Genomic DNA, 26,029 nt, shown 5'->3' on the forward strand with positions numbered 1-26,029 from the left:
TCGCGCGAGGCGACGCCACTCATAGAGCTGTGATCGCGATATTCCGTGACGACGTGCCGTTTCCGAACAACGGCCCGGCTCAAGCAGGCTCTCCGCGACAATCCGGAGTTTGACGGCATTGCTAAACCGCCGACGTCGACCGGTATCGACGATATCGAGGCGGCCAGCAGACTGACTGTGAGTATAGATGTCCATACAGGCAGTCAGCTATTTTTCCGCACACCTCTCAAGGCGGCCCAGCTCGGATGCGTACGATCCTTCAAGAGATCGACGGTAAAGCCACCGGCCGCGATCTCGGCCGCTTTCATCGTCTTGAGCCAGATTTTCGGATCGCGCACCGAGTCCAGAAAGTCGTGTCCGGCCCACGTAAGTCCTCGAAATCCGATCCCGGACATCGGCCGGACACCGCCATCGTCGATAAATGCTGCCTCTTTCAAAAGAGCCAAATGATAATCAATCTCATTATAATTGAAGCCCTCGACACGGATCTCCTCGTCATCGAAAGCGGAAAAGGTGCACATGCCTCCCGCGCGAAGCGGATAGGCTTCCAGCTTTAGAAGCAATTCGCGAATGAGATCCATATCGCGCTTCATGTAGGTCTTCTCTCTGTGCGTTAGGCAAAATAAAAAGCGGCGTCGCTAGTCGACATACCGTAAATGAATTGGTCTTTCTCCCAATACTCAGCCTGACTGCGTATTCCGGAAACGGGATACCAATAGCTATTTCTTATCCAAAAATGGGCTTGCTGACCCTCCATACCATATGCATACCCGTTCAAGATGTAAAAGCGAGCGGCGTGCGTATTGTAGTCATAGACGTATCTCATAGTCGCTCCCATGGATGTTACGAACATTATCATGGATTTCAGGCACTTGGCGATCCAGACGATGTGGTCGAACGTTCGATCCCGTTTCAAGATCGCCGATTATTTCTGTTAGCCTGAAGCCCGGCTGTGCATCGGCCGCCTCTGGAACAAACTTGATTCGCTTCGGGGAGATTCGGAGTTTTTGGGTTATAGACGTCATTCCCGAAGGCAAAGGACAAATGCTCCGCGCTTCGAGGCGCGATGGCAGTTAACTTGGATCGGTTACTTGTTCAGCTCGGTTGCCATCTGCAGGTGGTGTTCAAGGGCAGGGTGCGTGCCGGCAGCCCAGGTTTTCAACGCTGCGTTCTTGCCATCATCGCCATAACGTTTGAAAAGGTCGACGGCATCTTCGGAAGCGTGGCGACGATCTTGTGCTCGGCGAAATACACATCTTTCAAGGTGTCGTGAAAGAGAATGTCGAGCGTTTTGGACTCCTTAGCCATCATGGCTCCTTAGGCTGTGTTGCTTTTCGGTTGGAATGAATGGCCGCGTCACTTCTAAGTTTGACGGTCGTCCATGCAGAGGCACTGAGCAGCACCTGCGAACGCTGCCGCGACGTCATGCGATCTAAGGAAGTGCCTTTTATCCCTTCACGATCATACGACCATGGGTAAACAACCTACACGGCGGACTAAAATTCCGGTGGCCGTCGATCAGGCGAAACACTCTGTATTCTCGATGGTGCGGAACCCGGGTTGGCGCGAAACGGAAAAATGGGTCAAATCATTGGGCAACTCGACAGTCAGAGCCACGGTTGGACACAGATTACCCTACCAGACGCCCCAATATTCGACACCGCTAGACACCCGATCATGATTGCTCAACCCTGTGGGGTATGCTGCAGGTCCCGGAATGAACACAAACCGACAAAATTCGGCTGTATCCCAAGCCAAACCGATCCGGAGTAGCGTAGATCTATCCGCGTTTGACAGGCGAATCTGCGTTTTATGTAACCATTAATAGAATTATCTCTAATTACTTTATTCGCGGTAGCAACTCTTCAATAGAATCTCCGACTTTTCATCGGAGGATCATGGATACCTATGTCGTTGCCTGACCAAATTCACAATGAACTGAAGGCTCAGATTCTGAGCCATGAACTCGTCCCGGGCAGTACCTTAAAGATCGACGCTCTATCTGACCAATTTCGTGCCAGTACTATCCCCGTTAGAGAAGCACTTGCCAGGCTTTGCAGTGAAGGCTTGGCAATCCAGGAGAACAGAGTGGGTTTCAAAGTTCGGTCAGTGACGCCGAGTTTGGTGGAGGATGACTATCGGACCTTAGCTTCTGTCCTACAAATCGCCGTCAGTGAGGTCGCAGCCAGCTTGGCGCAAAAGGCAGGAGAACCACCGGGGCTAAGCGACGAAAGCAACGCGTTGGCATTGATAGCGAATTCTGAAAATGCTGAAACGTTGGATGAGTTTCTGTTTGGGTGTCTTTCATCGAAGCGTCTCGCCGCTCTGGCTGTGTTCTGTCTGTCGCATTGCCGCTATTTTCTTAAGCTCGACCTTGAACTTCGTGGAAAAGAAGGGTGGCGGCACTACATCCGCCGAAGGCAACGTACCGCAACAGCAATCCTCACTGGCAGAATCGCCCTGGCGCAAAAGCTGATCGCGGAAGAAAGAGATTGGCGTATCGAGAATATTCCAACTGTTGTGCGAGAGATGCTGTTTCGGCAGCTTATCGCCTGAATTCGCCTACCGGTCGCAATAGCACGCCCCCTCCACTCCCGTCATCCCAGAAACTCTTCCTTTGACTGCTGCCCACCCAGGCCGCGCGACGCTTTCACTTTTCGGTGGAAATGAAAGTGTTGCGCGATCTGGCAGGCTTCTGTGGCCCGGTTCCCGAATATATTTGAAAATATATTCTTTCATATCTCATAAATCGCGGCGAAGTTGAACCAATCACGACCGAAAGGTCCTGACTTCAGCATTGACCCGTTGTCGACTAGGCATTGCTGGGCAAACAGTCGCCATGTGCCGATTCTGAGAACTGATGAGCAAAGTTTAAGAGAAGTGCCAGTCGCCGATCTCCGGTGACGCTGATCCTCACTATTCGGCAAAGCCTGAAGATAGAAAAGGAGCATGGTAATGACGTCAAAGAAAATTGCGAAGGAAATTCAATCAACTGTGGCGGAAGTTGGATCCGCGGACGGGGCTAAAGCAGTTGATCGTCAGATAGGAACTCAAATTCGCGTCCAGCGGCAGCAGGCGAATATGTCGCAACTCATGCTTGGTGAAAGAATTGGTGTAACATTTCAACAAGTACAAAAATACGAACGCGGCAGCAATCGTGTCAGTTCATCCACACTTTATGAAATCGCTTGCGCACTGGGAAAGCCAATCGATTGCTTCTTCGAGGGCCTGCCACGGCCGAGATATGTTGATGCCATCGGGCGTGCCTCCAGCCATCAGATAGCTGATAGCGATGTCACAATGCTTTCCGGTTATCTTGGTCGAATCAATCAAGACGTGCGCGATTCGATTATGGATCTAATAGAGGCTATTACAGATAGATACTGATGAAATATGAAAATGCTTTCTCAAGGGCATAACTGATTCATATACAATGGTAATGACAATTACATGAACGATATGGATATATCGACATAGCAGATGATGCAGTCATTAATCAAAGATGCACAGTACATGGACCAAAGATACGTCCACGGAGGCAAAATGGCTCACAACACGATGATTACAGAGGCAGCAATACTCTCAATTACACGATCATTTGAGAGTACAGCCGAGGTTAAAGCGCTATTTCTGGCGGGAAGTTATGGATTTGGTATTCAGGATCGCTTTAGCGACATCGACCTAGTGGTGGTAACGTCAGATCCAGGCAGCGGCGAGTTCATTTCGAAATGCAGGACTGCCATCGATCAGATTGAGGAAGTTGTTCTTTGGCGTGTCCACGATTCGGATGTTGTAAGAGTTAGCAGCATAACCAGCGGTTGGCTAAGACTCGATATGATATTGGTGTCACCCGGTCAGATTGAAAGTCGTGTGCGCGACAGCCTGTCAAGACAGGGTCTGAGAACCTTATTTGACAAAGAGCGCATTTCCGAAATGCTTCCGAGTTCCACTGACAACAGGCCGATACAGCCATGTCGCACCCAGTGGCAATTCAGCGAGTTTATAAGGATCCTGGGTCTTTTGCCGCTCACCATTGGCCGTGAGAATTTTTTGAATGCGATAACAGGGGTCACTTATCTCAGAAACCTGCTTATCGATTTGATGATAGCGGAAACGGCAGCTCCAAACAAAGGCGGCGCCTTAAATATGCATCGAGGCCTAACAGACGCCCAGATCGAGATCTTATATTCACTTACCTTGCCTCAACCGGATCGAGATTCAATCATTGCTGCGAACCTCAGATTCGCAAGTGAATATATGCCACGCGGGCGCACGCTCGCTACGAGGCTCGGAATTGTATGGCCCGAGTCTTTTGAAATTGCGACGTGGCGACATCTGCAAGACGAACTGGCTATCACGCCGGTGTATGAGGTCCCGTCTTGCTGACCTCTAAGGTTGTGCAAATTGGTAAAGCAATCAAAGATAGAAATACCAGTTGACGCCGCCGCCCCCAGCTGCCACAATAGGTAGTATTATACGTTATAGCCTTCATAGGTTGTATATGTAGGCCAATCTCGCAGGGAGGCATTAGGGCGATGTGTCGGCGATCAAAGCGCACATGTTCAACGGACTCGCGTACTTCGTCAAAGGAAAGGTTTAGCCATGAAGAAAATAGCACGAAACCAGATCTGCAAAAATTATTCCGCGGATAATCTTCCTCTGATTGCTGTTGATCTGGGTGAAATCTTCATTGTGGAAACGGAAGATCGTCTTGCTCATTACGAAGGGCCCGGATCGGACGATATATTGAAAGCGATGACCGGCCCGATTTACATCAATGGCGTGAAACCCGGCGACTCGATCAAAGTAGAGTTTCTGGAAATGAGTTTGCCCTTCGAGCAAGGCTGGATCATTACGACGGGCCGTGGACCATTAAGTGATCAGGTGCCTGCGCTGATCAAAAAGAAAGTCAGAATCACGGACCGTGGAGTTCTGTTCAACGACAAGCTGACCTTGCCGCTTAGGCCGATGATCAGCCGCGTTGGTGTTGCACCAAGGGAAGGACAGCATGCGAGCATTGCAAAGGGCGAGTTTGGCGGTGCCATGGGTAACCCCCTGGTAACAAAAGGTGCTGCCGTCTACCTCCCGGTCTATCACGAAGGCGGTCTTCTCAGCATCGGAGACGGCCACGCTGCGCAAGGCGATGGAGAGGTCTCAGCATCAGCGGTAGAATGTGCTGTCGACGTAACCATCCGCGTGACGAAAGAGAGCCGCTTTAGGATTCCCCGACCTATCGTAACGACGCCGACGCACGTCCTGACCACCGGCGAGGGTCAAACAATGGAAGAGGCGGTGAACATAGCCGTCAGATCCATGAGCGAATTCTTGAAGCAGCAATTGGGTGTCGACGAAACCGATTCAGCAATGCTGATGAGTTCAGCAGGTGATGTGAGGTTCGGCCTCGCCGGCTATCCTCCTTTTACAATCTGCATGGCGATGCCGCAGTCAATCCTTCGAATTTAGATTCGTATCTGACAGCTTTGGACTTTTGCGGGAGATGGGGCCGGCCGGTATGTCGCTGGCGGTTTGTCGCAACGAGTGCGAGCTCCATTGAAACTCGACAGGCAACCGTCAACCTTGAGTATGGCAGTTATTAGATGGATGAGACCAAACAAGTTGTATTCATCGGAGCAGGCTCCGCGGGAATCGGTCCGCTTGTCTACGCCAAGGGAGCTGGGCGACTTCCAGGCTACCTCAAGCGACCTATTGCAATCATCGAGAAATCGTCACAATTTGGATCGGGTTCTTTCGGCGATTACCTCATAAACACCAACTCAAAGAGTGAGTTGTTTCTCGAGTGCTTGCAAGGAAGCCGGGCAGAACACTTTCCAAGAGCGATAGGAAGCGCCGCCTTTAGGATCCTGAGTGGCCAACGGCACCTGCCCGGAGCAATGCGGACTGTCGGTGAGCTTCTCGAGGAGATCGGCAAGGATGTTGCCGACACGATATACCGGTCGGGCACCTCGTCGATAATGACGAGAACAGCAGCGACGAAGATTACAACGAATATCGATGGCACATTCAGCGTAGATATCGCGTCTGAGAGCGGTGCATCGAGGATCCATGCACATAATTTGGTGCTCGCCACTGGCGGATCTGCTCTGCGAATGCCGCATGCTCTCAAACGGCTGGTATCCATTTGCTCCAGGCGAGCACGAAGCGACCTCCTTATGCTGCATTCCGGAGACCTTCTGGGTGCGCATGGATACAAGATGGCCATCGAGGAACTCAAGAAGCGGCGGGGTTGCCGTGCTCTGATTATCGGAGGAGGAGACAGTGCGTTTTCAGCGGCATGGCTTCTGCTTCAGTCAACGGAGCTGGAATTTGGCGAACGTGGTTTGACAGTCGCTTACCGCTCGACCCCAAAGGTATGTTTCGACAGTGCCGAGCGGGCTCTGGAATGCGGATACTCCGAATTTGCGAAGGATGACATATGTCCCCAGACGGGAATAGTTTTCCGTATAGGCGGTCTGCGACATGATGCAAAGGAGTTGTATCTCAATATCACGGCCGGACGCGAACCCAGGGTATGCTTAAAGCAACTTGACGATGGCCTCGCGGCGCTTGCAGCCGAGGACTTAAGTGATGTCGGTGTCGTGATATTCGCTACCGGTTATCTTCCGACGGAAGTACCAATTTTCGATGATAGCGCCCGCCCCATACCATTATTGGGCACCTTCACGGGCAAATATGTCGATGGCCAAGGTCGAGTGATCCGGGCGAATGGAGAGGTCTTTAAGCATATGTATGCAATCGGCCTATGTTCCGGCTACTTACCGATGGAAGGTGGGTTCGGAGGTGAGAGTAGTTTTGATGGTCTCGCAAACAGCGTCGCGCTATGTCAGACCTCAGTGGGAAAGATGATATTTGATCAGCTCGAACAGGAATAACAAAGCCCATTTATAACATAAGAACGACTGCTATTTCTCGAGCTCTTTTTGACATGAGGGTTGGCCGGCCATGAGCGATTTTGTGTATCGTAGCGCATCAATGGATGACAGGATGCGATCAGTTAATGAGAAGTATGAGGTGGAACGGCAGAAAAGGTTGAGAAGAGACGGGCTTTCTCAATATGCGCGAATATCAGATCGCCTGCCAAAAATCGCATTCGACCCATTTAATCCCATAGAACAACGTGAGCCGAAGAGAGATCATGTTACGTTTGCGTTTGTCGGCGGCGGCTTCTCCGGTTTGGTAACGTGCGCACGTTTGCGTGAGGTTGGAATCAATGACATTCGCATCATTGATCGCGCGGGTGACTTTGGAGGTACATGGTACTGGAATCGATACCCCGGCGCTCAATGTGATACAGCATCCACGGTATACATGCCACTCCTTGAGGAAACGAACTACATACCAACAGAGAAATATGCACACGCACCTGAGATATTGGCACACTGCCGGCGAATAGGGCTTCATTATTGCCTATACGAACATGCTCTATTTCATACAGATGTGACCGGATTGTCGTGGAGTGCTAGGGACCGTGTGTGGCACGTTACGACAAACAGAGGCGATGATTTTACCGCTCAGTATGTAGGGCTCGGTATAGGTGAGCTTCATATTCCTAAGGTACCGGACGTACCGGGAGTCGAGCGGTTCGAAGGCCGCTCAATTCATACTAGTCGCTGGGACTTGGAATGTGCGGGGGGTGATCCTGGCGGGCGCATCCTTAACGAGCTCTCCGGTAAACGTGTCGGCGTTATCGGTACCGGTGCGACCGCGGTCCAGTGTGTGCCGGAGCTTGCCCGCGCCGCAGGCGAGTTGTTCGTGTTCCAGCGAACGCCCTCTGCGGTATTCGCACGCGGAAACCACAAGATTGATCGGACATTATTTGCCGCAACACTGCAGCGCGGGTGGCAGAAACGCATGATGGCAAATTTTGCGGCCAACCGCAGCGATCTATGTCCAGAAGAAGATCTGGTAGATGATGGATGGACGTCCATATCACGGGATATTTGCGCAAGGGCGAGCGACTTTGGCAGTGGTCTTGATCAGCTTGGTGCAATGACAGCAGCCGAGAACGAAATCAATTTTCAGTATATGGAAAATGTGAGGCGGCGGATCGATATCACTGTCGTGGAACAAGCGACAGCCGAGAAGCTAAAGCCTTGGTATGGTCTCTTCTGCAAACGGCCCTGCTTTCATGATGACTACCTAGAGACGTTCAATAGCCCTACGGTCCACTTGATCGATACCGGTGGCAAGGGAATAGATCGGATCGTCGAGACCGGCATCGTTGCTGGCGGCAAGATGATCGAACTCGACAGTATTATCTACGCTTCCGGCTTTGAGGCATGGACTCCATACGTGCACCGGCTTGGTTTTGATCCGGTGGGAAGGAAAGGCATAAAGCTATCGGCGCACTGGCGAGACGGCGTCAAAACTCTTCATGGTATTCATATTCATGGATTCCCGAACCTGTTCGTAGTTGACCCGACGCAGGGGGCCAGCCTGTTTTCCAATATTACCCACAACATCTGCTCTTCGGCGGAAGCCATAGCGGAAATAGTAAAATACGCGCGAGAAAAGAGGGCTCGATCTGTTGAGGTTTCTCTGGCTGCCGAGAAAGAATGGGTGCAGCTCATTCTCTCCGGGGATCGGCTGCTCGGATCTTCTCATTGCACGCCAGGAAGATACAATTACGAAGGTCAGGCACTTGGTCGTGCCGCACAGCTAAATGCCGGCTACCCGGCAGGAGCATCCGCGTTTTTTGACTATCTGTCTGATTGGTGCTGCTCGGGCTCCTTCCGAGGTCTCTTGTTCGGCTGATGTTCGAATTTGCTCGGGCGGCGCACTATCTTTTTACGATAGTAAATTACAATATACACTTGAAAAGTGCAATATCCTGTGTGCTAATCGAGAAGACATCCAAAGTAACGAAGTTCGTGGTCTTCATCGGGTCGGGCAGGCCTTCGGCGGCCCCGCGCACCAGTGCAGACGTTAAGACAACATGGAGATCCCGCATGGACATCCTTTCATTCAAGCCGGGTCATGACGGGCAGATTGCCTGTCTTAGAGACGGTAGGCTGGCCTTCTCGATCGAGGCGGAAAAAGACAATGGTCCGCGCTACGCGGGCATTACACCCTCGACGATGCTCAAAGCATCTGCAGGGCTCGACAAATATCCTGATGTAGTAGCCCTCTCTGGTTGGACGTCCGAATTTTCCGAGCGGGGTATGCCGGTCGGCGCAGGTTATTTTGGTCATTCCGAAGCTGCAGTTTCTTGGCGCCATGAAAATTGGTTCGGAAGAGACGTCAGACACTTCACGTCGTCCCACGAGCGATCACATATAATGTGCGCCTACGGTCTATCGCCGTTCCCACAAGGTCAGCCCTGCTATGCGCTCACGTGGGAAAGCGAATTGGGGAGTTTCTACTTTATCGATGAAAAGGTCCGCGTGACCAAAATAGCGGAGGTTCTGCGCAGTCCCGGGCTTAAATACAGTATGATTTATGCATTGGCAGATGAAACGTTTCGCGGCCGATTTCGCATGGAGGATGCCGGCAAACTGATGGCCCTCGCAGGGTATGGCAAGCGCGGTAAACTCACACCGGCGGAACGCGAGACGGTTGATCGTGTGCTGAACGCCGATATATCCGTGAATTCGTTCCGAAAGGAGGCGTTCCAGGATTCACCCTATTACAATGTGGGGCTTCTCGATGAGGCGTTCGTGAATCTCGCCAAGCGTTTTTCCGATCAACTCTTTGACGTGTTCTGCAATCGGACACGCGAACTCGCGTTTGATCGAAGTTTCCCGTTACTGATAGTCGGTGGCTGCGGACTTAACTGCGACTGGAATTCGGCGTGGAAAGACAAGGGGCAATTTCAGAATATTTTCATTCCACCGTGTTGCAATGATTCTGGCGCGGCGATTGGCACCGCAATAGACGCTCAATTCTTCTTCACTGGTGACGCCAAAGTCCAGTGGTCAGTATACGCCGGCGAGGAATTCGTTAGCGATCTTGACGAGGTTCCCGGCTTCGATGTCGAAGACATGTCATTCGGGCGGATTGCCCAATTGCTCGCTGATGGAAAGATCTTGGGATGGGTGCAGGGCCGATATGAAATCGGGCCGCGAGCATTGGGAAACAGGTCAATATTGGCATCCCCGTTTCATGCTGAGACGCGAGACGCTCTCAATCGGATAAAAGAGCGGGAGCACTTCAGGCCGATTGCGCCGATATGCCTCGAGGAGGACATGCAGCTTCATTTCTCAGGCCCTAGCTCAAGCCCCTATATGCTGTTCTTTCATAAGGTGAATGACCAACGCTTGGCGGCCGTCACTCACGTAGATGGATCAGCAAGAGTGCAAACCGTGTCTCCTTCCAGCAACGAGCAAGCCTATACGCTTCTGATGGAATTTAAGAAGAGGACGGGGGTAGGAGTTCTCTGCAATACCTCTCTCAATTTCAAGGGCGCGGGCTTCATCAACCGGATATCCGATCTGGCTAGCTATGCGCTGAAGACCGGACTGGATGGATTTGTCGTGGGTAATCGCGTTTATCTCAACAAATCGGTTCGTCCTCGACATTAGGCCAAGGGTGAACGGGACCGATGGCGCTTGGTTGAAATTGCGGGCATAGTCCCACGCGTTGGCCGATCATTTTCATTTCCTATCGAAGGAGAAACTAATGTTAGCAGCTCACGATCGTATCTTTCAGAATCTCGCGGAGCGAGGTGATCCCCATATCAACGCCGCGATTTCACGCGGTGCCTGGCGATCGGTAGCGGAATTCATCGCAAACGGTCCCGAATGGGTTACAGAGCAAATTAAGCTATCTGGACTGAGGGGGCGTGGGGGTGCCGGCGTCTCGACGGCGCTGAAATGGGAGTTCATGCCCAAGCAGGTAGGCGACCGGCCCCACTATCTTGTTGTAAACGCGGATGAAAGCGAACCCGGGGCATGTAAGGATCGTGACATAATTGGCTACGATCCGCATCTGCTCATTGAGGGGTGTCTATTGGCCAGCTTCGCTATGCGAGCACACACCGCCGTAGTCTATATCCGGGGCGAGTATATGCGCACTCGTGAGCGCCTCGAGGCCGCCGTTCAAGACGCTTACGACGCCGGCCTTATAGGCAAAGACAACAAGCACGGATGGGACTTCGAGCTAATTGTTCACCACGGGGCCGGAGCGTATGTCTGCGGAGAGGAAACGGCCCTGCTCGAGAGCATTGAGGGAAAAAAGGGGCAACCACGCCTCAGGCCTCCTTTTCCCGCAAATGCGGGACTTTACGGATGTCCTACGACCGTGAACAATGTCGAATCCATAGCCGTCGTCGGCACTATTCTTCGCCGCGGTGCTGCCTGGTTTTCCGGTCTGGGCCGCCAGAATAACGCTGGCACGAAGGTTTTCTCAATCTCGGGACATGTCAACAATCCCCGGAATGTTGAGGATGTACTCGGCGTGCCGCTCAAAGAATTGTTGGAGGGACCGGCAGGTGGCGTACTGGGCGGATGGCAAAATCTCAAGGCAGTGATTCCGGGTGGCGGGTCGACGCCTCTCATTCCTGCCCATCAAGCAGAGTTTGCATTAATGGACTACGATTCTCTTCGCGAATTGAAGACTTTCCTGGGATCCGGTTCGATTATCGTCTTCGATAAATCGACCGATCTCGTAAAGGCTATCGCGAGACTTTCCAGGTTCTACATGCATGAGAGTTGCGGACAATGTACGCCATGCCGTGAGGGAACTGGTTGGTTGTGGCGCGTCATGCAGCGCATGGCGGCCGGCAGTGCGGATTATCGCGAGATCGACCTGTTGTTGGACGTCGCGGGCAGGGTTGAGGGGCACACAATCTGTGGCCTTGGCGACTTCGCGGCGTGGCCGATCCAAGGCTTAGTGCGTCACTTTCGCCACGAGATAGAAGAACGCATTAATTCCTATCGCTCATCCAGGCAATTTCATCCGGTCGTCTCGTCGCCGCGGCAGGTGGCCTAAGGCACGACAACAGGAGGAGACAGCTCATTAAAAGTCGCAGCGGGAGCGGCAAGAGAATGGAACGATTATTTGTCGCAATCGATATTTCAGATTCCCAGGTGGCGGATGCCTTGAAACGTATCGCGTGTGGGGCGCCCAATGTGGATTGGACCGCTCCCGAAAACCTCCACCTGACGCTCGCATTCATCGGTGACCCCCCTCAGCCTGTGCGACAGACTGCTCGGCTTTTTGAAGCCATCGCCGTAGAACCTTTCACGGCTAGCTTGTCGGGTGTTGAAGCCTATGATCTCGGCAACGGATATTCGGCGTTGTGCGCGCGAGTTGAAAAGACCGCCGAGCTGATGTCATTGCAATGTCAGTGCGTTGCGGTGCTGGCCCGGACCGAAGCCGATCTCAAAGGGCGCTCCTACCGCCCCCATGTTACGTTGGGTCTGGTCGAAAGCAAAAATTTGCATAAGTCACGGCCTTGGCTGAAGCGCCATGAAAGGTTCCAAGCGGAGTGTTTTGTTTCGGCTTTCCATCTTTATGCCAGCCATCGCATCGGCCGTTTCGTTGAACTGACAAGAATCCGCAGATACAGTGTAAGTGGTGTCTCGCTCACACCTCCGAAGACAAATTCCGAAACGTTGTAATAGGCGACTCACGGGTCTGATCTCCGCAGGTTGCCATTGCCTCCATCCCCGGAAGAAGAGTGTTCCCGAGATTTGTCAGACTATACTCCGTCGTCGGCGGGAATGTTGCTTAGTCGTGTCTGGCGATCACTCCCCAGCCCTCCAAGTCCTTTAATTCCTTTGAAAGAATCCTGACGCTGATCGATCAGCGAGACGATGGTTGGCCAGTTCTTGACTCGGGCGTCGTGGCCGGCGAAGTGAGCATTCTTGCGGTCCAGCGCTATCGATCTGATGGTCCTTTCAGCGGTGCCGTTACCGATCTCGATGCGGCCGCCAGTCAGGGGTGCCGCAGAGTCCATCCAGTATTTGGCAATATGGTCAACAGCTTCGCCGAGCGCCGACTTGTCCGCCGTTCGAAGACGGTGATGCGAGTGGATACGATCACGCGGTTCTTTAGGTCTTCCATGGCCACATCTGACCGCTGAAGCGGATCGTCTGCGCGGCGGCAATCACGGTGAGATTCAGCGTCAATCAGGATGAGACTCTGCGCCGGGGATGTGACGTAGGGAGGGCGTAGCCCGACCGGAGGCACATTCCCGGCGCGGCGCAAGATTTTGGCGTCTCATGATCGCGGTCGGCCCGATACGGTGGCGGTTTTCTGGATTGGAGAACCACCTTTGTGCCGGGTCGCCATGTAACCGATCATCAGATGAGATTATTCATGAAGTACCGACAAACACATTCTATTGAGGTTGCCGCCGCCAAGGCGTCGATCAGCCGGGCGACGGCTTTCCGTGTTGAGAAAGAGCAACGTCTTCCATCGCAGAGCAAGCCGCCGCGCAGTCGGCGTCGGCCCGATCCGCTTGAGCATATCTTTGATGCGGAGGTGGTTCCGCTCCTCATGGCCGCTCCCGGCATCCGGGCGGTCGCCGTTTACGACGAGATGCTGCGGCGTCATCCAGAGTTGTCAGGGGGCATTCGCCGCACACTCGAACGTCGGATCCGATCATGGCGAGCCGTTCACGGTCAGGAGCAGGAGGTGATCTTCCGCCAGTTCCATGAGCCTGGCCGGCTGGGGCTGTCGGATTTTACTGACATGGGCAGCCTCAACGTGACAATTGCCGGTCAGCCACTCGACCATCTGCTCTATCACTTCCGGCTGGTCTGGTCGGGCTTCGAGCACGCCCATGTCATCCTTGGCGGCGAAAGCTTCATCGCTTTGGCGGAGGGGCTTCAAAACGCCTTGTGGTCGATCGGCGGTACACCGCTCTATCACCGCAGCGACAGCCTGTCGGCTGCCTTCCGCAATCTCGATGCCGATGCCAAGGTCGATCTGACGCATCGTTACGAGGAACTGTGCGCCCATTATCGCATGACGCCGACGCGCAACAACAAGGGCGTCGCGCACGAGAACGGCTCGATCGAAAGTTCTCACGGCCATCTCAAGAACGCCATTCGCGATGCGCTCCTGATGCGCGGCACCAGAGATTTTGACGATCTCTGCTCCTATCGTGCCTTCATTGATGAGATCGTCAGCCGCCGCAATGCTGCACATGGCAAGCGCATCGATACCGAGCGGCCGCATCTGCAGGCGCTTCCCGATCGTCGCACCACCGACTTCGAAGAGGTGGTTGTCACCGTGTCGCGCACTGGCGGTTTTGCCTTACGCAAGGTCTTCTACACGGTCCCCTCCCGCCTTATCGGTCATAGGCTACGGGTGCGCCTGTTCGACGACCGCCTCGACGTCTTTATCGGCGGCACGCATCTACTGACGCTGCCCCGAGGTCGCGCCCATGCGAGTGGCAAGCACGATCAGGTCGTCAACTACCACCACGTCATCCATTCGCTACGCAAAAAGCCGATGGCGCTTCTCAATCTCGTCTATCGCGACAAGCTCTTCCCTCGGCCGGAATATCGCAGGGCTTTCGACGCTCTCATCGAGCAATTACCTGACCGACAGGCTTGCAAGATCACCGTCGAACTGCTGGCGCTGGCTCACGATCGCGGTTGCGAGCGTGAACTGGCAGAGGAGCTTGCCAGAACCGTCGACGCTGGCGAGCTGCCTGACCTTGCCGCCCTGCGGGCATTCTTTGCCCCCGACCCGGATCAGTTGCCGACCGTTCATGTGCAACTCGCATCACTCAATGGCTACGAAGCCCTGATCGGTGCGTCTTACGCGGGAGAGGTCGCATGAGGACCACTCACATCATCGACGAAGCCCGGCTCGGCATCATGCTCAATGAACTGAGGCTGCCGACGATCAAAATGCTGTGGCCACAATTTGCCGAGCAGGCCGATCGGGAAGGATGGCCAGCAGCCCGTTTCCTCTCGGCCATTGCCGAGCACGAACTGGCCGAACGGGCAAATCGTCGGATCGAACGTCACCTCGCCGAGGCGCATCTGCCACCGGGAAAGACCCTCGACAGCTTCGCCTTCGACGCCGTACCCATGGTCTCAAAGGCCCAGGTCATGGCCATTGCCGCTGGCGATAGCTGGCTCGCCAAAGGTGCCAACGTCCTTATGTTCGGCCCGCCGGGCGGCGGAAAGAGCCATCTCGCTGCAGCCATCGGCCTCGCGCTGATCGAGAACGGCTGGAGGATATTGTTCACTCGCACCACCGACCTCGTCCAGAAGCTGCAGGTCGCACGGCGGGAGCTCCAGCTCGAAGCCGCTATTGCCAAGCTCGACAAGTTCGATCTGCTCATCCTCGACGACCTGGCATACGTCACCAAGGATCAGGCCGAGACCAGCGTGCTCTTCGAACTCATCTCCGCCAGATATGAGCGGCGTTCCATTATGATCACCGCAAATCAGCCCTTCGGAGAGTGGAACAGGGTCTTCCCGGATCCCGCAATGACGCTCGCCGCAGTGGATCGTCTCGTCCACCATGCGACCATCTTCGAGATGAATGTCGAAAGCTACCGGCGCAGATCAGCCATGGAAGCCAAACGTCAGCGTGGAAGGCCTGCTTCGTTCGCGACAATCAAAAGCTCCACCCCGTTTGTCGCGGAGCGGCAATCAGAAACCGAGGAGACCCTTGCCAGCGACAATCAACATGATACCTTCACCCCGACCGCGACCTAAGAGTCTCATCTAGATTGTCGCTAGCGTCTCATCCTGATCGCCGCGCTATACGGATCGTCCGTGGACCAGACGTGTCGTGCAACATGATCGGCAGGACACATCGCTCCGATGCGACCGATTTTTCACGCGGGCGGGGATGGTCAGCCGAGACGAACGATGGCAGCCTGGAAGATCGAGATCAAGGTGCCTTCTGGCCGCCGGCAACGGCAAGGTAAGCCAGGAACGGTTATGACGCTGACATGGATAGTAAGCAGGGCCTGGCGCGTCGTTCCGCCGTTGGCTATAGCGCAACCAGGAGCCGTCACGGCCGCCGCGAGTGCCGCTCTCATCAGCTCGACTGAGACCTACGTCACTTGCCATAATCCCAGCAGGGACGGTCGAGCTGGCGCAGGTCTAGCTTTGCCACAGGTGGTAGTGTTTGCGCGAAGCTATAATCTTTCTAGCGCTGCCAGGACAAATGCCCGTCGTGCATAGGGCAGGCGAAGCGGGTCAGCATCGCAAGCGGTTTCACAGGCAACCTGGATAGGGTGCTGCTATGGATGCCGGTTTATTTTTTCGGCCACGTTCGTTAGTCAGATCTATTCTGGATACGCCACAGCTCCGCGTAACGCCCTCCAATCGACATCAACTCACAATGGTTACCATCCTCAACAATGGTACCCCTATCAAGAACCATTATCCGGTCGAACGTCGTCAAGGTCGACAGGCGGTGTGAAACAACAAGCGCTGTCTTGCGCTTGCGTTCTAGCCAGGAAATAATATTTTCTGTGACTGCCCATTCGAGCCGGGGATCGAGAGCGGAGGTCGCTTCGTCCAGCAGCAAGACGGGGCTATCCTTCAAAAAGGCTCTCGCCAGCATGATCCGTTGGCGTTGGCCAGCCGATATGTCGCGCCCGGAGCCACCCACGAAGGCCTCGAAGCCTGTTCTGCCCTCTGAATCAACGAGATCATGGACAAATTCATTGGCATAGGCGAGTTCTGCCGCATTTTCGATTTCCTCAAGCGTCGCGCTTGGGCGGGCAAGGGCAATATTTTCCCGAACGGATCGGTTCAGCAGCGGAACCTGAGTAGATACCAGGGTCATTGAACGCCAGAGTGAGTTTCTGTCGAGAGACCGCACTGACTGACCATCCAGTAGAACGTCACCACTAGAGGCCACATGAAGACCTAGCACCAAGTCGAGGATTGTTGATTTTCCTGCCCCTGATTGACCGACGATGCCGATTTTCTGACCAGCCTCAATCTTGAGAGTAAAATCGTTGAAGAGAGGTCGATCCTTATGGTGGTGAAATGAGACCTTGTGGAAGGCGATGCTGCCGTTCAAGAACCGAAAATTCGTTTCGGCGACCTCCGCCGGCACATCAGTGGGAAACGTATCCATTGAGTCGCGAACCGTGCCCAGGGCATCGAAAACGCCTTTGAAGAGATACATTATCCAGCCCGACATTCCCACAATCCGCAGGACAAGACCGAGAGTGGCGGCAATCTCGCCCTCCGTTATGGCCCCAGACTTCCAAAGCTCGAGCGATAACAATGCAAAGATGGCGATAAGGGCGCTATTTAATATCTCAAGCGCGGTTGTGGATATTGTGGTGAGCCTGGTAAGATGCCGGTGCCGAGCGGCCCAATCCTCTAAATCATCTTGTAACCTGCTGTTTTCGTCCGAGGTTCGGGAAAACAATTTTACCGTGGTTGCGTTTGTATAAACGTCGACGACCCGGCCCGCGAAAACCGATCGTGCCGCGGCGTTGTCCCGCGCGGCGATGCGGGCACGCGTCACGAAACAGGAAATAACAAATACGAAGGCCAGAAACCATGTCAGAAAGACAATGATATAGAGCTTGTTCAAAGTAACAAGAAAGCCAAGGGTTATCGCGCAGAAAACTAATACATAGGAAATATTGTCAAATACCTCAATTGTCGCGCCTCGCACGGCGTCTCCGGATTGAACGATCCGGTTGGCAATCCTTCCAACTGGTTGAGACATAAAGAATGGGATGGGCTGCTTCATCGTGTGGAGATGGCTCCGCCATCGGACCCTCGCCGATAAGTTCGGCACCACTATCTGGTCGACTGCCACATGACTGAGGAAAAAAAGCAGCGGGCGAACAACAAGGATGGAACCAATCGCAATATAGGCAAGTGCAGCAAAATCAGCCCCGCTTTCGCGGCTTTGGCGCAGCCCATCTATGCCCCAGCCAATGGAGAGGAACAGAAATGCCTCGAATATACTAAACCCCAGGCTGGTGGTGAAAATCAACAACAGCCACAATCTCACTTCATTGAGGTGGAATCTCAAGAATGACAAAGTCCCGCATTGCGGTTGTCGACTAAGGCTATAACCGGCATCGATTTTGATTCGGCTTTCCAGCCATCGGAATATGACGTGTGTTGGCCGAAGCATCGTCCTGCGATCTCCACTTTGACTTTGTTGTTATTCCACGGCTCGCAAACTCAGGACGACCCAGGTGCTTCGCGCCCCTATTTGGGTGTCGCTTGATCGCGGGCGCCAATGATGTGCTTGCTGATTGTGAAAAGACGCTAGCTTGGAAAACGCGCGGCGGGGTATGGGTAATTCGAGGGGAAAAGGGCCCTTTTCGTCTCCTCGTCATTTGTTGTCTTAAAGGTGTGGTCCTTGCCGACGAGCCTGGCTCGAGCGACGGCCGGTCGCGCCTCGATTGCCGTGAACCACCTTTCCACATGTGGATAGTGTCCAAGACACGCATCCTGGTCTCTGAATACGCGCGGCGCACGATCTACCCAGGCCCAAGCCGACATATCAGCGATGGTATATTCTCGTCCAAGTATGTATTCGCTGTTGGCCAATTGCTCGTCGAGCACTTGATAATGGCGCTGAGCTTCCCGCAGATAGCGATTGACAGCGTAGCCATTTCCTTCCGGAGCGGTGAACTGGAAGTGCACGGCTTGTCCCGAAAACGGGCCGAGGCCGCTGGACAGAAAGAAAAGCCAGGAGAGTAGTTCAGCCCGATCGGCTGACCTCCCCAGGAAAAGCCCGGCTCGCTCAGCCAGAAAAAGAAGAATCGCCGATGAGTCAAAGATGCGCACTTTAGGACCTGTTGGCTCATCTTTAATGATGATCGCCGGAACTTTGCTGTTCGGATTAACAGATCGGAATTCAGCCGAATGCTGCTCACCCTTAAAGATGTCCACTGGGACAACCTCATAGGGCATCCCAGCCTCTTCCAGAAAGAGAGCAACCTTGAGTGGGTTCGGTGAAGGGTGGAAATAGAAGCATATCATCAAACTTCTCCTGCTTCCTAGTCATCATGCGTGTTTGACGCTCTTTATGTAGTTATTCCAAGAGATTGTATTTTATTCTCGCGCGCATACTTTCACTAATACCTAGAATATTCCCAAGGTAGTTTTCGAAACTTCCGCATTTTTGGGAAATATTGTTGAAGAATACCTCGAGATGCATGGGGTCGACGCTTAGCGCCACACGCAAGGCGTTCTCTTCGACGCGATGCCCCGTTTGGCTCTCGAGCCAGTTGTACAGGCGAGGAATGCGGAGGTTGATTCTGGTATCGTCGTTGGTCTTAAGGAATTCGGCGACTATGTCATCGTCATGAGCGCCGAGCAGCTTTTGGACAATCGCACAAAGCATCCCGGTTCGATCCTTTCCGGCCGCACAATGTACCAATATGCCGCCTTGGGTATCGGCGCAGGCTCTTAGGTAGGCACCGAAAAGCCAGATGTTTCGCGGTGAAAACGGTACTTCTCTGTAGGATTTCAAGCTCGAATTCCGAAACCAGCTGACGTCGACGATGTCCACCGTCTTCAAGGCCACCGCCCAATCTTGAAAGTCCTCAGGAATGTCACTTGTGATTACATTTCCCTCGAATCCTGCCCAAGGTACCGAGACTGAATATTGGCGCTCGATTGGGCGCCTGAGATCGACAATTAGGTCAACTCCAAGGGAGCCCAGATAAACGAGATCGTCCTCGGTGGCGCGAGACAAATCGCCGGAGCGAAAAAGGATCCCTTGGCGGATTTGACGGTCTCCCGCGGCATATCCGCCAAAGTCGCGGAAATTGTCTACGCCGCTTAGATGTATGGGCTGCGGCTGTTCACTGTCCTCTGCCATGTTAGATAGCCCTCAACACGCTGATCTGATGGACGCGGTTGCGGCGGAGCTTTTCATCGGGAAGTGCGCGCAATGCCTTGACAGTCGGCGCTATGATATCGCGCACCTGGTCGTCCGTGGCCTGCTGCAATATGGACATGCCACGCCGTTCTATATGAAGAGCGAGTTCATTTGGCGTCGTCTCATAGTTACGCTTGATATCCACGACACGTTCAAACAGGTAACCCGCGTCGGGGGCATATCCTTCCAGCTGATGAGGAGCATCCACAGTAAGTTCGGCGCCAGCGAGCGCGGAGTGCATTTCCCAGATAATCTTTTCGGCCGCATCGTTGACTTCGACGAGATCGCGATTGACCGCGGAGCAGTTGAGAAAGCATCCCCCCGACTTGAGGGTGCGCCTTATTTCCTTCAACATGTCTGGGACACTGTTAGACAAATGCAGCGCCCAGACAGAATATGCACTTCCAAAATAAGCATCAAGAAAGGGCAACTTATTCATATCGCTCCATACAAGGTGGTTCAGTCTCGCTTCGGCTCGTTTCAGCATTTCCTTTGAGGCATCGATCCCAATGATACTGACACCGGCGCTTTGAAGTGCGGCTGCAACAACTCCGGTTCCTACACCAATCTCCAGCACGCGCGTGTCCCGCTGTAAAAGAGGTAGGAGATGGCCCGCGAAACGTTTGCCTCGATCCTCTCCTCCTCGGTTCTCGTCATACTGATAGGCAATTTTATCGAAGACGGCGTTGTTTTGCATGGTCAATATCCTGTCGGTCGGAGGGGTGATGTGGAAAGCGCTTGGCTTTGAGTTTCTCCTTGAGCCTGCTTCCTTTTGGCGGTGAGGCTGGCTCGGGTCCGGAGAAATTGAGATGTACACGTAAAACGTTTGTTAGTTAATATACTACACCAAAAAGTGTATGGTCGCAAGTGCCGACCGTAAGATTGAGATCGGTTACCACGCCACAAAGGCATACGTTCAGCTGGGGTTGTTCAGGGTGGCCAACTGGAGGAATCATGCTCGGATCTCCGATCGCGATCTTGATCTGATCGCTGTCGGCGATGGTCCAAGGCCCCACAGCCTCGCTATTTCCTCAATTGTGAACGACCGGAAGAAATCTCTGGGATCTTCAGCACATTTGTCGACCAGCCAGAGCATCGATTCTATGTAATCATCCAACGGCCCCGGCCAGAGCGTCGCGTCCAACATCCAATCGGTTACGTCATTTGGTCGCGTGTAGCCTTTGGCATTGAGCAAAGATTTTGACAGCTTGGCGCCGCTTGCGCTGAGAATTTGCGGAGCGAACATCCTGACCGGTAGTTGACCCTCCGGGGTTCCCATGGCGACATGCGCACCGTCAACGAGCTGACAAGCATAAGTCCAGTCTCCGCCCTTCACCATCACTTGAAGCGCGTCGGCCTCGCCAGCACCAGATCGCTCTTTGACAAGGTTGCGATACAAAGTGCTCAGATCAAGATAAGCTCCACCGTCTGATCCAATTTCGACGCCATATTCGCCATGATGCAAACAATGAGCAGCGATGGCAGCGAAGCCGTTGTCATGGCGCAAGATTCTCGTGCGCTCGGCACGTTTTTCCGCCCAGCCACACGAGGGACAAGGCACCCTTAGGTGGACTTGTCCCTGAGATGGCGCGAGCCACCACCTAATTTCGTCAAGTGAATCGATCGAACTTAGAAACGTCTCCCTGAACTTTCGCGTTGCTTGTTGATCGGTGTAGGTGATCAGCTGATATGCGATACCAGTCGCTACCGACAATCCATCTAAGAACGGCACGTAGTGTCTATCTATAAGGGTCGTAACGCGCTCGCTACCAAGCGCATGGTGCCAGGTGCGCTGATACTGATGTCCCGATCTGAGATCGCAGGTGATCTCATGGGGAGAATTATCGAGAGCGACGAACTGAACAGAGGTGTCAATCGAGAAACGCCGGCTCGCGAGGCGAGCTAAGGCAAAAGCGGTTGCCTGAACCAGATGTGTTCCAAAATGTGGCGCGCCGTTGATCTGTGTTCCAACGACAAATATAGCCTTCTGGGGACGTCTTGCGAAGATCGTTGGGGCGAGCAGGTCAATTGTCCTGTTCAGGACATTCGCCAATACAAGATTGGGCGACCTCATAAGTTTTGGGTTTCCCCCGGTGGATTGTTCCATGGCCATGCTCCCATCTCTCGGCAAAGAAATTGAGGCCCGCGAACGCACACACTCCGGATCATGACCGAAGGAGCGTTCAAACGGGTAGGGTCTTCCATATTTCGAACGGGGCTGCGCGAGCTAGGAAATGAGGGATGTGTTCGGCTGGACAAACCGCAACAGCCTCATTGCCTCCGCTTCAGGGTATTACAACTCCAACATTGTGCAATTGAATGTTTGCACGCTAAGGAGTATGTCGCGTCCCTAGGTTTAGTGCAAGATATTTTTCGCGCTTTGGTAGATTTTGCGATCCCGCACGGGGCCGCGCGAAATTCCACATTATATGTCAACTGCTTAGCGCAATCCGGCGTGTTGGCCTTCCCTTCTGCTCCTTTCGGAAAGCTCTCCGTCCCAGGAGATTCAAGGCATCCAAGAATAAGAGCACGAGAAAATAGGCGTCGGCCAAGGACTTGATAATGCTCCTAAAGAGGGTATTATTACAACGATGCAATCTTAAGAAGATGTGTCACTCCAGGCGAACCTTCGATTTCTCCGAGACATCGAGCGCCTTTGCCCGACGAACGCAGACATCGGAGCTTCCTTGACAAACACGCGCTTTGATCTATGGCCGGCCATCAACCATCCCGCAACCTTACAGGTAAGCCGTTCCATTGCTTCGATGTGGTCAGCTCACAATATTGTCCACGCAGACCAGGAACCAGCATTGGCCATGGATCTGGCAAGTTTCGCCATAGACCAATATTGGGATAAACGCTTCCAAACTGATCCGATGGAGTTGTTGGACCACATTGCGGCTTTTTGCTCAAAAGAAAGCGAAATATGGAGAGAGTTTGAATGGGCTGGTTTGTCGCCTTTGCTCGAGCGAATAAGGCCAACCGTTAAGGTACTACGATTTCTCTATGAGAGTTACCTGCCTCAACTGCAGCGGCGCTTTTCCTCCTGTTTCGTTGTTGGCTCCTTGAGTTATGGGAGGTTCTACTCCTTTCGTGGAAATGAGCACGAAAAGCCCTCCGACCTGGACCTCTTCCTTGTCATGAACGAAGGCGGGTTTGGGCGCGCCGATATACTTCAACCGGGGATTCTGGAGGATTCCATCGATGAGCCGAGGCGCTTGGATAAGTTCCTTCGGGGTCTGAACGAACGGCCAACAGACCTCATGAATTATAAGCTGTTCAATTCAAGGGACGGCTTCGGCGTGTCCTTGACGATTTGCACTGAGGATGGACTTCGAAACATACTTGAATTCGGAGATGGGGAACACCGGTCCACCACGCTGCACTGGAACACCTGCCTTCATGGAAGGTCAGTGAGACGGTTCGATTTGGCCGGGAGACCTTACACGGTGCGCTACCGTGAGGGAGAGTCAGATTTCGGTGGGACAACTTTGACCTTACCGGTGGCAACCACAGAGATATTTAAAGGCCAGCAGCTTCGGCGCTTCAACGGCTTTGCTGAAATGCTAACGCCTCGTTTTGATTGGACATTTCAGTCGGAAAAAGTTCGGGCTTTAATCCTTTCATTCGTCAGGCAGATTGAAGATATCTCGCGGGATTTTGTGAAGGTCGGTCTAACGCCGCATATCTGTAATGTTCACTGTCGCCACGATCGATTTTCACATCAATTTCGTGATCGCATGGCGAGCCAATTCAATAATCTAAATGGGCTTACCTAAGGTGGCGGCCGATTTCGTTCGATGATGAGAAAGCGATAGAGCAGGAAGTATGGCAGATCCAAATGAGATTGATGTAGTCATTTATCATGGTGGCACGGTTGAGCTTCAGGCCGTCGCGCCACGTTTGATTGCTGTGGAACTTGCGAAGTTTTTTCCCGCTCTTAAACTTGCTGAGCGCGGGCGGTTTGTGATGATGAATGAGCTGGCGGCCAAGGTTCTCGCTGGCGTTAAGGTCACCACAATCAGGTTCGTGCGGGGAGGGTTAGACTTTCCTGGTGCCGCATCATTACCGCTGTTTGAGGTCCGGATTGCAAATCTGCATGACGATGCGATATGGGTGGCCGACCTGAGGATCTCACGCGTCGTCTACAAGCGAGTGGTCGATCTGACAGAGGAGGATGTCAGAAACGACGGGCGGGCGAACCTGGTCGAGCTGCTGGAGACAATGCAGAATTTCTACGGAGACATATCCGCTGACGATATTCTATCGATATACGAGTTTAGCGTATTGCCCCGTTAAGGTGAAGGCTGCGCTCCCATTTCGCCGCGTGAAATTATGAAGTCCTACGGACGATGAAATGCCTCCGGGCTTAGACTCCCATTGCGCAGCAAATGTTGCAGCGTATAAGCAATCGAGAGTGCATCATCAGGCGCGTCATGCGCCTTGAATGGAGGATGGTCAACACCGTAGTAATCCGCGAGCTTGTTGCTCGGCGTCCTCGCCAGATCTTCAATCGGCATACCTGCAGCAAGGAGAAGCTTCACCGCGTTATCGAACCGATGTGCTGGAATGACAGGGGGCACACCGGCTACATAACAGCTGATCGCAACCATGTTGAGCTCATCTTTGCCCCAAGACCACAACGTCGCCCCCTCCGAGAACCGATCTACTTCGTGGAGAGCCTTTTCCAAGGTGATGCCATGGTTCTCGATGTCTGCCTCTGTCACTCCAGTTAACTCGGTGAAATAGGTATCCAGTTGATACCGGTTGCCGAAGCGATCGATTGGGCGAACATACGCCTTATGCATGTCTAGGAGCGGGTAGTCGTCCTCGAGCCCAAGCTTTACAGCTCCGATTTGGGCTATGACTGGATCGGGGTCGTGAGCCGCACACCAAAATCTGCGTTGCGATCCTTCGAGGCAAAGGAATTCGCAGTCGAAAACGATAGCAGTTTTCATCAACTATATCCTGGTAACCAGAGCGTTCGCCTAACCAATTCGATCCACGACATATCAGTTGGGGTCAAAATAGGCAAATTCAAAACTTATGGGTTCATCGATCGGGGGCACACGTTCTCCATCTCAACAGAAAATTGAGAGGCATGGTCGGACGTTTGGATTTTATTGCTGGCTGGCGTTGCTTGTGACCGCGGCGTACCAGTGAGGGTCGATATAATCCAATCGGGTTCTTGGCAAAAGGTCCCTTGGAAATTTCGTGCCGAGAAGGTTGATGCTTAAAGCAAGTGGCGAGGGCGCTGCAACCAGTAGCGAGAGTGGATGGCACGATGGCTGGAGACCGTCCGGTAGCCATACACTCTTTCCTCCGACAGTCTCCTGGAAACGGCGGGTACGCTTCAAGGCGGCCCCGAGAGCAGCCTTGAACAATTCGATGTAGATCATTTGGCGGTGCCCCCCGAAACAGGCAAGGTCGGGAAGTATACACAGCGCCATAAACGTTAGTAGAAGGTTGGGGACGATGCGACCCGCTCTCAAGTTGGCAACGAGTTCGTCACGTTGCAGTGCCAGCGAAAAGTTCATACGGGAGTTCTGAAGCCTGCCATCAGCTACCTTAGCCGGATGACGTCTACCCTCTGCGATAATCCAAAATAGTTCAGTCGAGCTCGGAAGGAGTTGTGGAAAGCGTGCGCGATGGGTTTCAAGTTCTTCCAGAAGACATTCACGAAGGTTTTGATCCAGAACGCACGCTGATAGCACACTGCCCACCGTGAGATGACGGGCGACCAATCCTGCCGTTTGGTTGTCGGCGAGCGATAACAGCCCCGGCTGTCCGCCCGCGGTTTCTGTGCCGCAGAGCATGTCGTTAGCTTGCTGAATAGCCTCTTCCGGAGAGGTTGTCTGCACGTTCGCGATTCTCGCCGCCATGTCTCTCACTTCACCGTGCGGGGAACCCAGGAGGCTATTGAATCTCCAAATTCCGTGTCTCGCGCAGACAGCGGTGCTATCCCTAATCTGCCGTGGAACGCCAAAGATATTATGTCGCGTTCCTTTAAACTCCATCCATCCTGGCCCAACGCCATTCTTAGATTGGAGTGAGACCGTGCTGCATTCATATGTCAATGCGAATGGGCTAGCTCGCTTCGCGGCGGCCCTGATGGCAAGGCACCGGGACACGAAAGTGGGAAGAGAGACGAAAAGGGAACAATGGGGACCGGTAAAAATCGCAGGGCATACCAGAAGACCCCCCAAAATCTCTCTTACTGGCG

22 protein-coding genes and 3 pseudogenes are annotated in these 26,029 nt (G+C 53.4%); 13 read left to right on the forward strand and 12 right to left on the reverse strand.

Features of this window, described 5'->3' with window-relative positions; genetic code table 11:
• The 4 genes and pseudogenes from QD409_RS19780 to QD409_RS19795 all read right to left on the reverse strand — a co-directional run.
• Positions 1 to 195: transposase (locus QD409_RS19780; protein ID WP_430763411.1), on the reverse strand; the 195-nt coding region annotated here is incomplete at its 3' end.
• Between the two features lie 8 nt (positions 196 to 203).
• Positions 204 to 593, reverse strand: a complete 390-nt coding sequence (locus QD409_RS19785) for a DUF2513 domain-containing protein (RefSeq protein WP_430763412.1) — start codon at positions 591 to 593, stop codon at positions 204 to 206.
• A gap of 494 nt (positions 594 to 1,087) precedes the next feature.
• Positions 1,088 to 1,234: pseudogene (locus QD409_RS19790) on the reverse strand (DUF4142 domain-containing protein); the annotation flags it as partial.
• Positions 1,210 to 1,308: pseudogene (locus QD409_RS19795) on the reverse strand (DUF892 family protein); the annotation flags it as partial. The pseudogenes QD409_RS19790 and QD409_RS19795, both read right to left, overlap by 25 nt.
• A gap of 600 nt (positions 1,309 to 1,908) precedes the next feature.
• Between QD409_RS19795 and QD409_RS19800 the strand changes: the two are divergent.
• The 9 genes from QD409_RS19800 to thpR all read left to right on the forward strand — a co-directional run bounded on the left by QD409_RS19800 (position 1,909) and on the right by thpR (position 12,578).
• A complete protein-coding gene (locus QD409_RS19800) occupies positions 1,909 to 2,556 on the forward strand; it encodes a GntR family transcriptional regulator (protein WP_430763413.1) in 648 nt (215 codons plus the stop codon).
• 399 nt (positions 2,557 to 2,955) lie between these two features.
• Complete coding sequence (locus QD409_RS19805; RefSeq protein ID WP_430763414.1) at positions 2,956 to 3,387, forward strand: helix-turn-helix domain-containing protein; 432 nt, start codon at positions 2,956 to 2,958, stop codon at positions 3,385 to 3,387.
• A 156-nt stretch (positions 3,388 to 3,543) separates the two neighbouring features.
• Positions 3,544 to 4,386 carry a nucleotidyltransferase domain-containing protein gene (locus tag QD409_RS19810; RefSeq protein WP_430763415.1) on the forward strand — a complete coding sequence of 281 codons (843 nt, stop codon included), beginning with the start codon at positions 3,544 to 3,546 and terminating at the stop codon, positions 4,384 to 4,386.
• Between the two features lie 216 nt (positions 4,387 to 4,602).
• On the forward strand, positions 4,603 to 5,463 hold the full coding sequence (locus QD409_RS19815) for an acetamidase/formamidase family protein (protein WP_430763416.1): 861 nt from the start codon (positions 4,603 to 4,605) through the stop codon (positions 5,461 to 5,463).
• Between the two features lie 134 nt (positions 5,464 to 5,597).
• Positions 5,598 to 6,890 carry a hypothetical protein gene (locus tag QD409_RS19820; RefSeq protein WP_430763417.1) on the forward strand — a complete coding sequence of 431 codons (1,293 nt, stop codon included), beginning with the start codon at positions 5,598 to 5,600 and terminating at the stop codon, positions 6,888 to 6,890.
• A 70-nt stretch (positions 6,891 to 6,960) separates the two neighbouring features.
• A complete protein-coding gene (locus tag QD409_RS19825) occupies positions 6,961 to 8,772 on the forward strand; it encodes a flavin-containing monooxygenase (protein WP_430763418.1) in 1,812 nt (603 codons plus the stop codon).
• 194 nt (positions 8,773 to 8,966) lie between these two features.
• A complete protein-coding gene (locus QD409_RS19830; RefSeq protein WP_430763419.1) occupies positions 8,967 to 10,538 on the forward strand; it encodes a carbamoyltransferase C-terminal domain-containing protein in 1,572 nt (523 codons plus the stop codon).
• 97 nt (positions 10,539 to 10,635) lie between these two features.
• Entirely contained in the window at positions 10,636 to 11,946 is a 1,311-nt protein-coding gene (gene nuoF / locus QD409_RS19835; protein WP_113119048.1) for an NADH-quinone oxidoreductase subunit NuoF, read from the forward strand.
• A 56-nt stretch (positions 11,947 to 12,002) separates the two neighbouring features.
• Positions 12,003 to 12,578, forward strand: coding sequence for an RNA 2',3'-cyclic phosphodiesterase (gene thpR, locus QD409_RS19840; protein WP_430763420.1), 576 nt, complete (start codon positions 12,003 to 12,005; stop codon positions 12,576 to 12,578).
• A gap of 179 nt (positions 12,579 to 12,757) precedes the next feature.
• Here the strand turns inward: thpR and QD409_RS19845 are convergent.
• Positions 12,758 to 12,988 (reverse strand): annotated as a pseudogene (locus QD409_RS19845) (IS66 family transposase); the annotation flags it as partial.
• 248 nt (positions 12,989 to 13,236) lie between these two features.
• Between QD409_RS19845 and istA the strand changes: the two are divergent.
• Positions 13,237 to 14,751 carry an IS21 family transposase gene (istA, locus tag QD409_RS19850; protein WP_430763421.1) on the forward strand — a complete coding sequence of 505 codons (1,515 nt, stop codon included), beginning with the start codon at positions 13,237 to 13,239 and terminating at the stop codon, positions 14,749 to 14,751.
• A complete protein-coding gene (istB, locus tag QD409_RS19855; RefSeq protein ID WP_430763422.1) occupies positions 14,748 to 15,641 on the forward strand; it encodes an IS21-like element helper ATPase IstB in 894 nt (297 codons plus the stop codon). Before istA ends, istB begins: the two co-directional genes overlap by 4 nt.
• A gap of 568 nt (positions 15,642 to 16,209) precedes the next feature.
• On the opposite strand, the gene QD409_RS19860 is transcribed toward istB, so the two are convergent.
• The 5 genes from QD409_RS19860 to QD409_RS19880 form a co-directional block, all read right to left on the reverse strand.
• Positions 16,210 to 17,913 carry an ABC transporter ATP-binding protein gene (locus QD409_RS19860; protein WP_430763423.1) on the reverse strand — a complete coding sequence of 568 codons (1,704 nt, stop codon included), beginning with the start codon at positions 17,911 to 17,913 and terminating at the stop codon, positions 16,210 to 16,212.
• A gap of 269 nt (positions 17,914 to 18,182) precedes the next feature.
• Positions 18,183 to 18,902: a glutathione S-transferase family protein gene (locus tag QD409_RS19865; protein WP_430763424.1), complete on the reverse strand. Its 720-nt coding sequence runs from the start codon at positions 18,900 to 18,902 to the stop codon at positions 18,183 to 18,185.
• Positions 18,903 to 18,954: 52 nt separating this feature from the next.
• On the reverse strand, positions 18,955 to 19,746 hold the full coding sequence (locus QD409_RS19870) for a tyrosine-protein phosphatase (RefSeq protein WP_430763425.1): 792 nt from the start codon (positions 19,744 to 19,746) through the stop codon (positions 18,955 to 18,957).
• Position 19,747: 1 nt separating this feature from the next.
• A complete protein-coding gene (locus QD409_RS19875; protein WP_430763426.1) occupies positions 19,748 to 20,503 on the reverse strand; it encodes a class I SAM-dependent methyltransferase in 756 nt (251 codons plus the stop codon).
• Positions 20,504 to 20,758: 255 nt separating this feature from the next.
• Positions 20,759 to 21,913, reverse strand: a complete 1,155-nt coding sequence (locus QD409_RS19880) for a hypothetical protein (protein ID WP_430763427.1) — start codon at positions 21,911 to 21,913, stop codon at positions 20,759 to 20,761.
• Between the two features lie 580 nt (positions 21,914 to 22,493).
• Here QD409_RS19880 and QD409_RS19885 point away from each other — a divergent pair.
• Together QD409_RS19885 and QD409_RS19890 are read left to right on the forward strand one after the other, a co-directional pair.
• Positions 22,494 to 23,585, forward strand: coding sequence for a hypothetical protein (locus QD409_RS19885; protein ID WP_430763428.1), 1,092 nt, complete (start codon positions 22,494 to 22,496; stop codon positions 23,583 to 23,585).
• Between the two features lie 49 nt (positions 23,586 to 23,634).
• Positions 23,635 to 24,105: an ASCH domain-containing protein gene (locus tag QD409_RS19890; RefSeq protein ID WP_430763429.1), complete on the forward strand. Its 471-nt coding sequence runs from the start codon at positions 23,635 to 23,637 to the stop codon at positions 24,103 to 24,105.
• 44 nt (positions 24,106 to 24,149) lie between these two features.
• On the opposite strand, the gene QD409_RS19895 is transcribed toward QD409_RS19890, so the two are convergent.
• Positions 24,150 to 24,764: a 3'-5' exonuclease gene (locus QD409_RS19895; RefSeq protein WP_113119039.1), complete on the reverse strand. Its 615-nt coding sequence runs from the start codon at positions 24,762 to 24,764 to the stop codon at positions 24,150 to 24,152.
• Positions 24,765 to 24,926: 162 nt separating this feature from the next.
• The gene (locus tag QD409_RS19900; RefSeq protein ID WP_430763430.1) at positions 24,927 to 25,688 is read right to left on the reverse strand and encodes a hypothetical protein; all 762 of its coding nucleotides are present in this window, start codon (positions 25,686 to 25,688) and stop codon (positions 24,927 to 24,929) included.
• Positions 25,689 to 26,029: the final 341 nt, after the last annotated feature.

It is taken from the genome of Rhizobium sp. BR 315, assembly GCF_050577975.1.
In the GTDB taxonomy this organism is placed as follows: Bacteria; Pseudomonadota; Alphaproteobacteria; order Rhizobiales; family Rhizobiaceae; genus Rhizobium; species Rhizobium miluonense.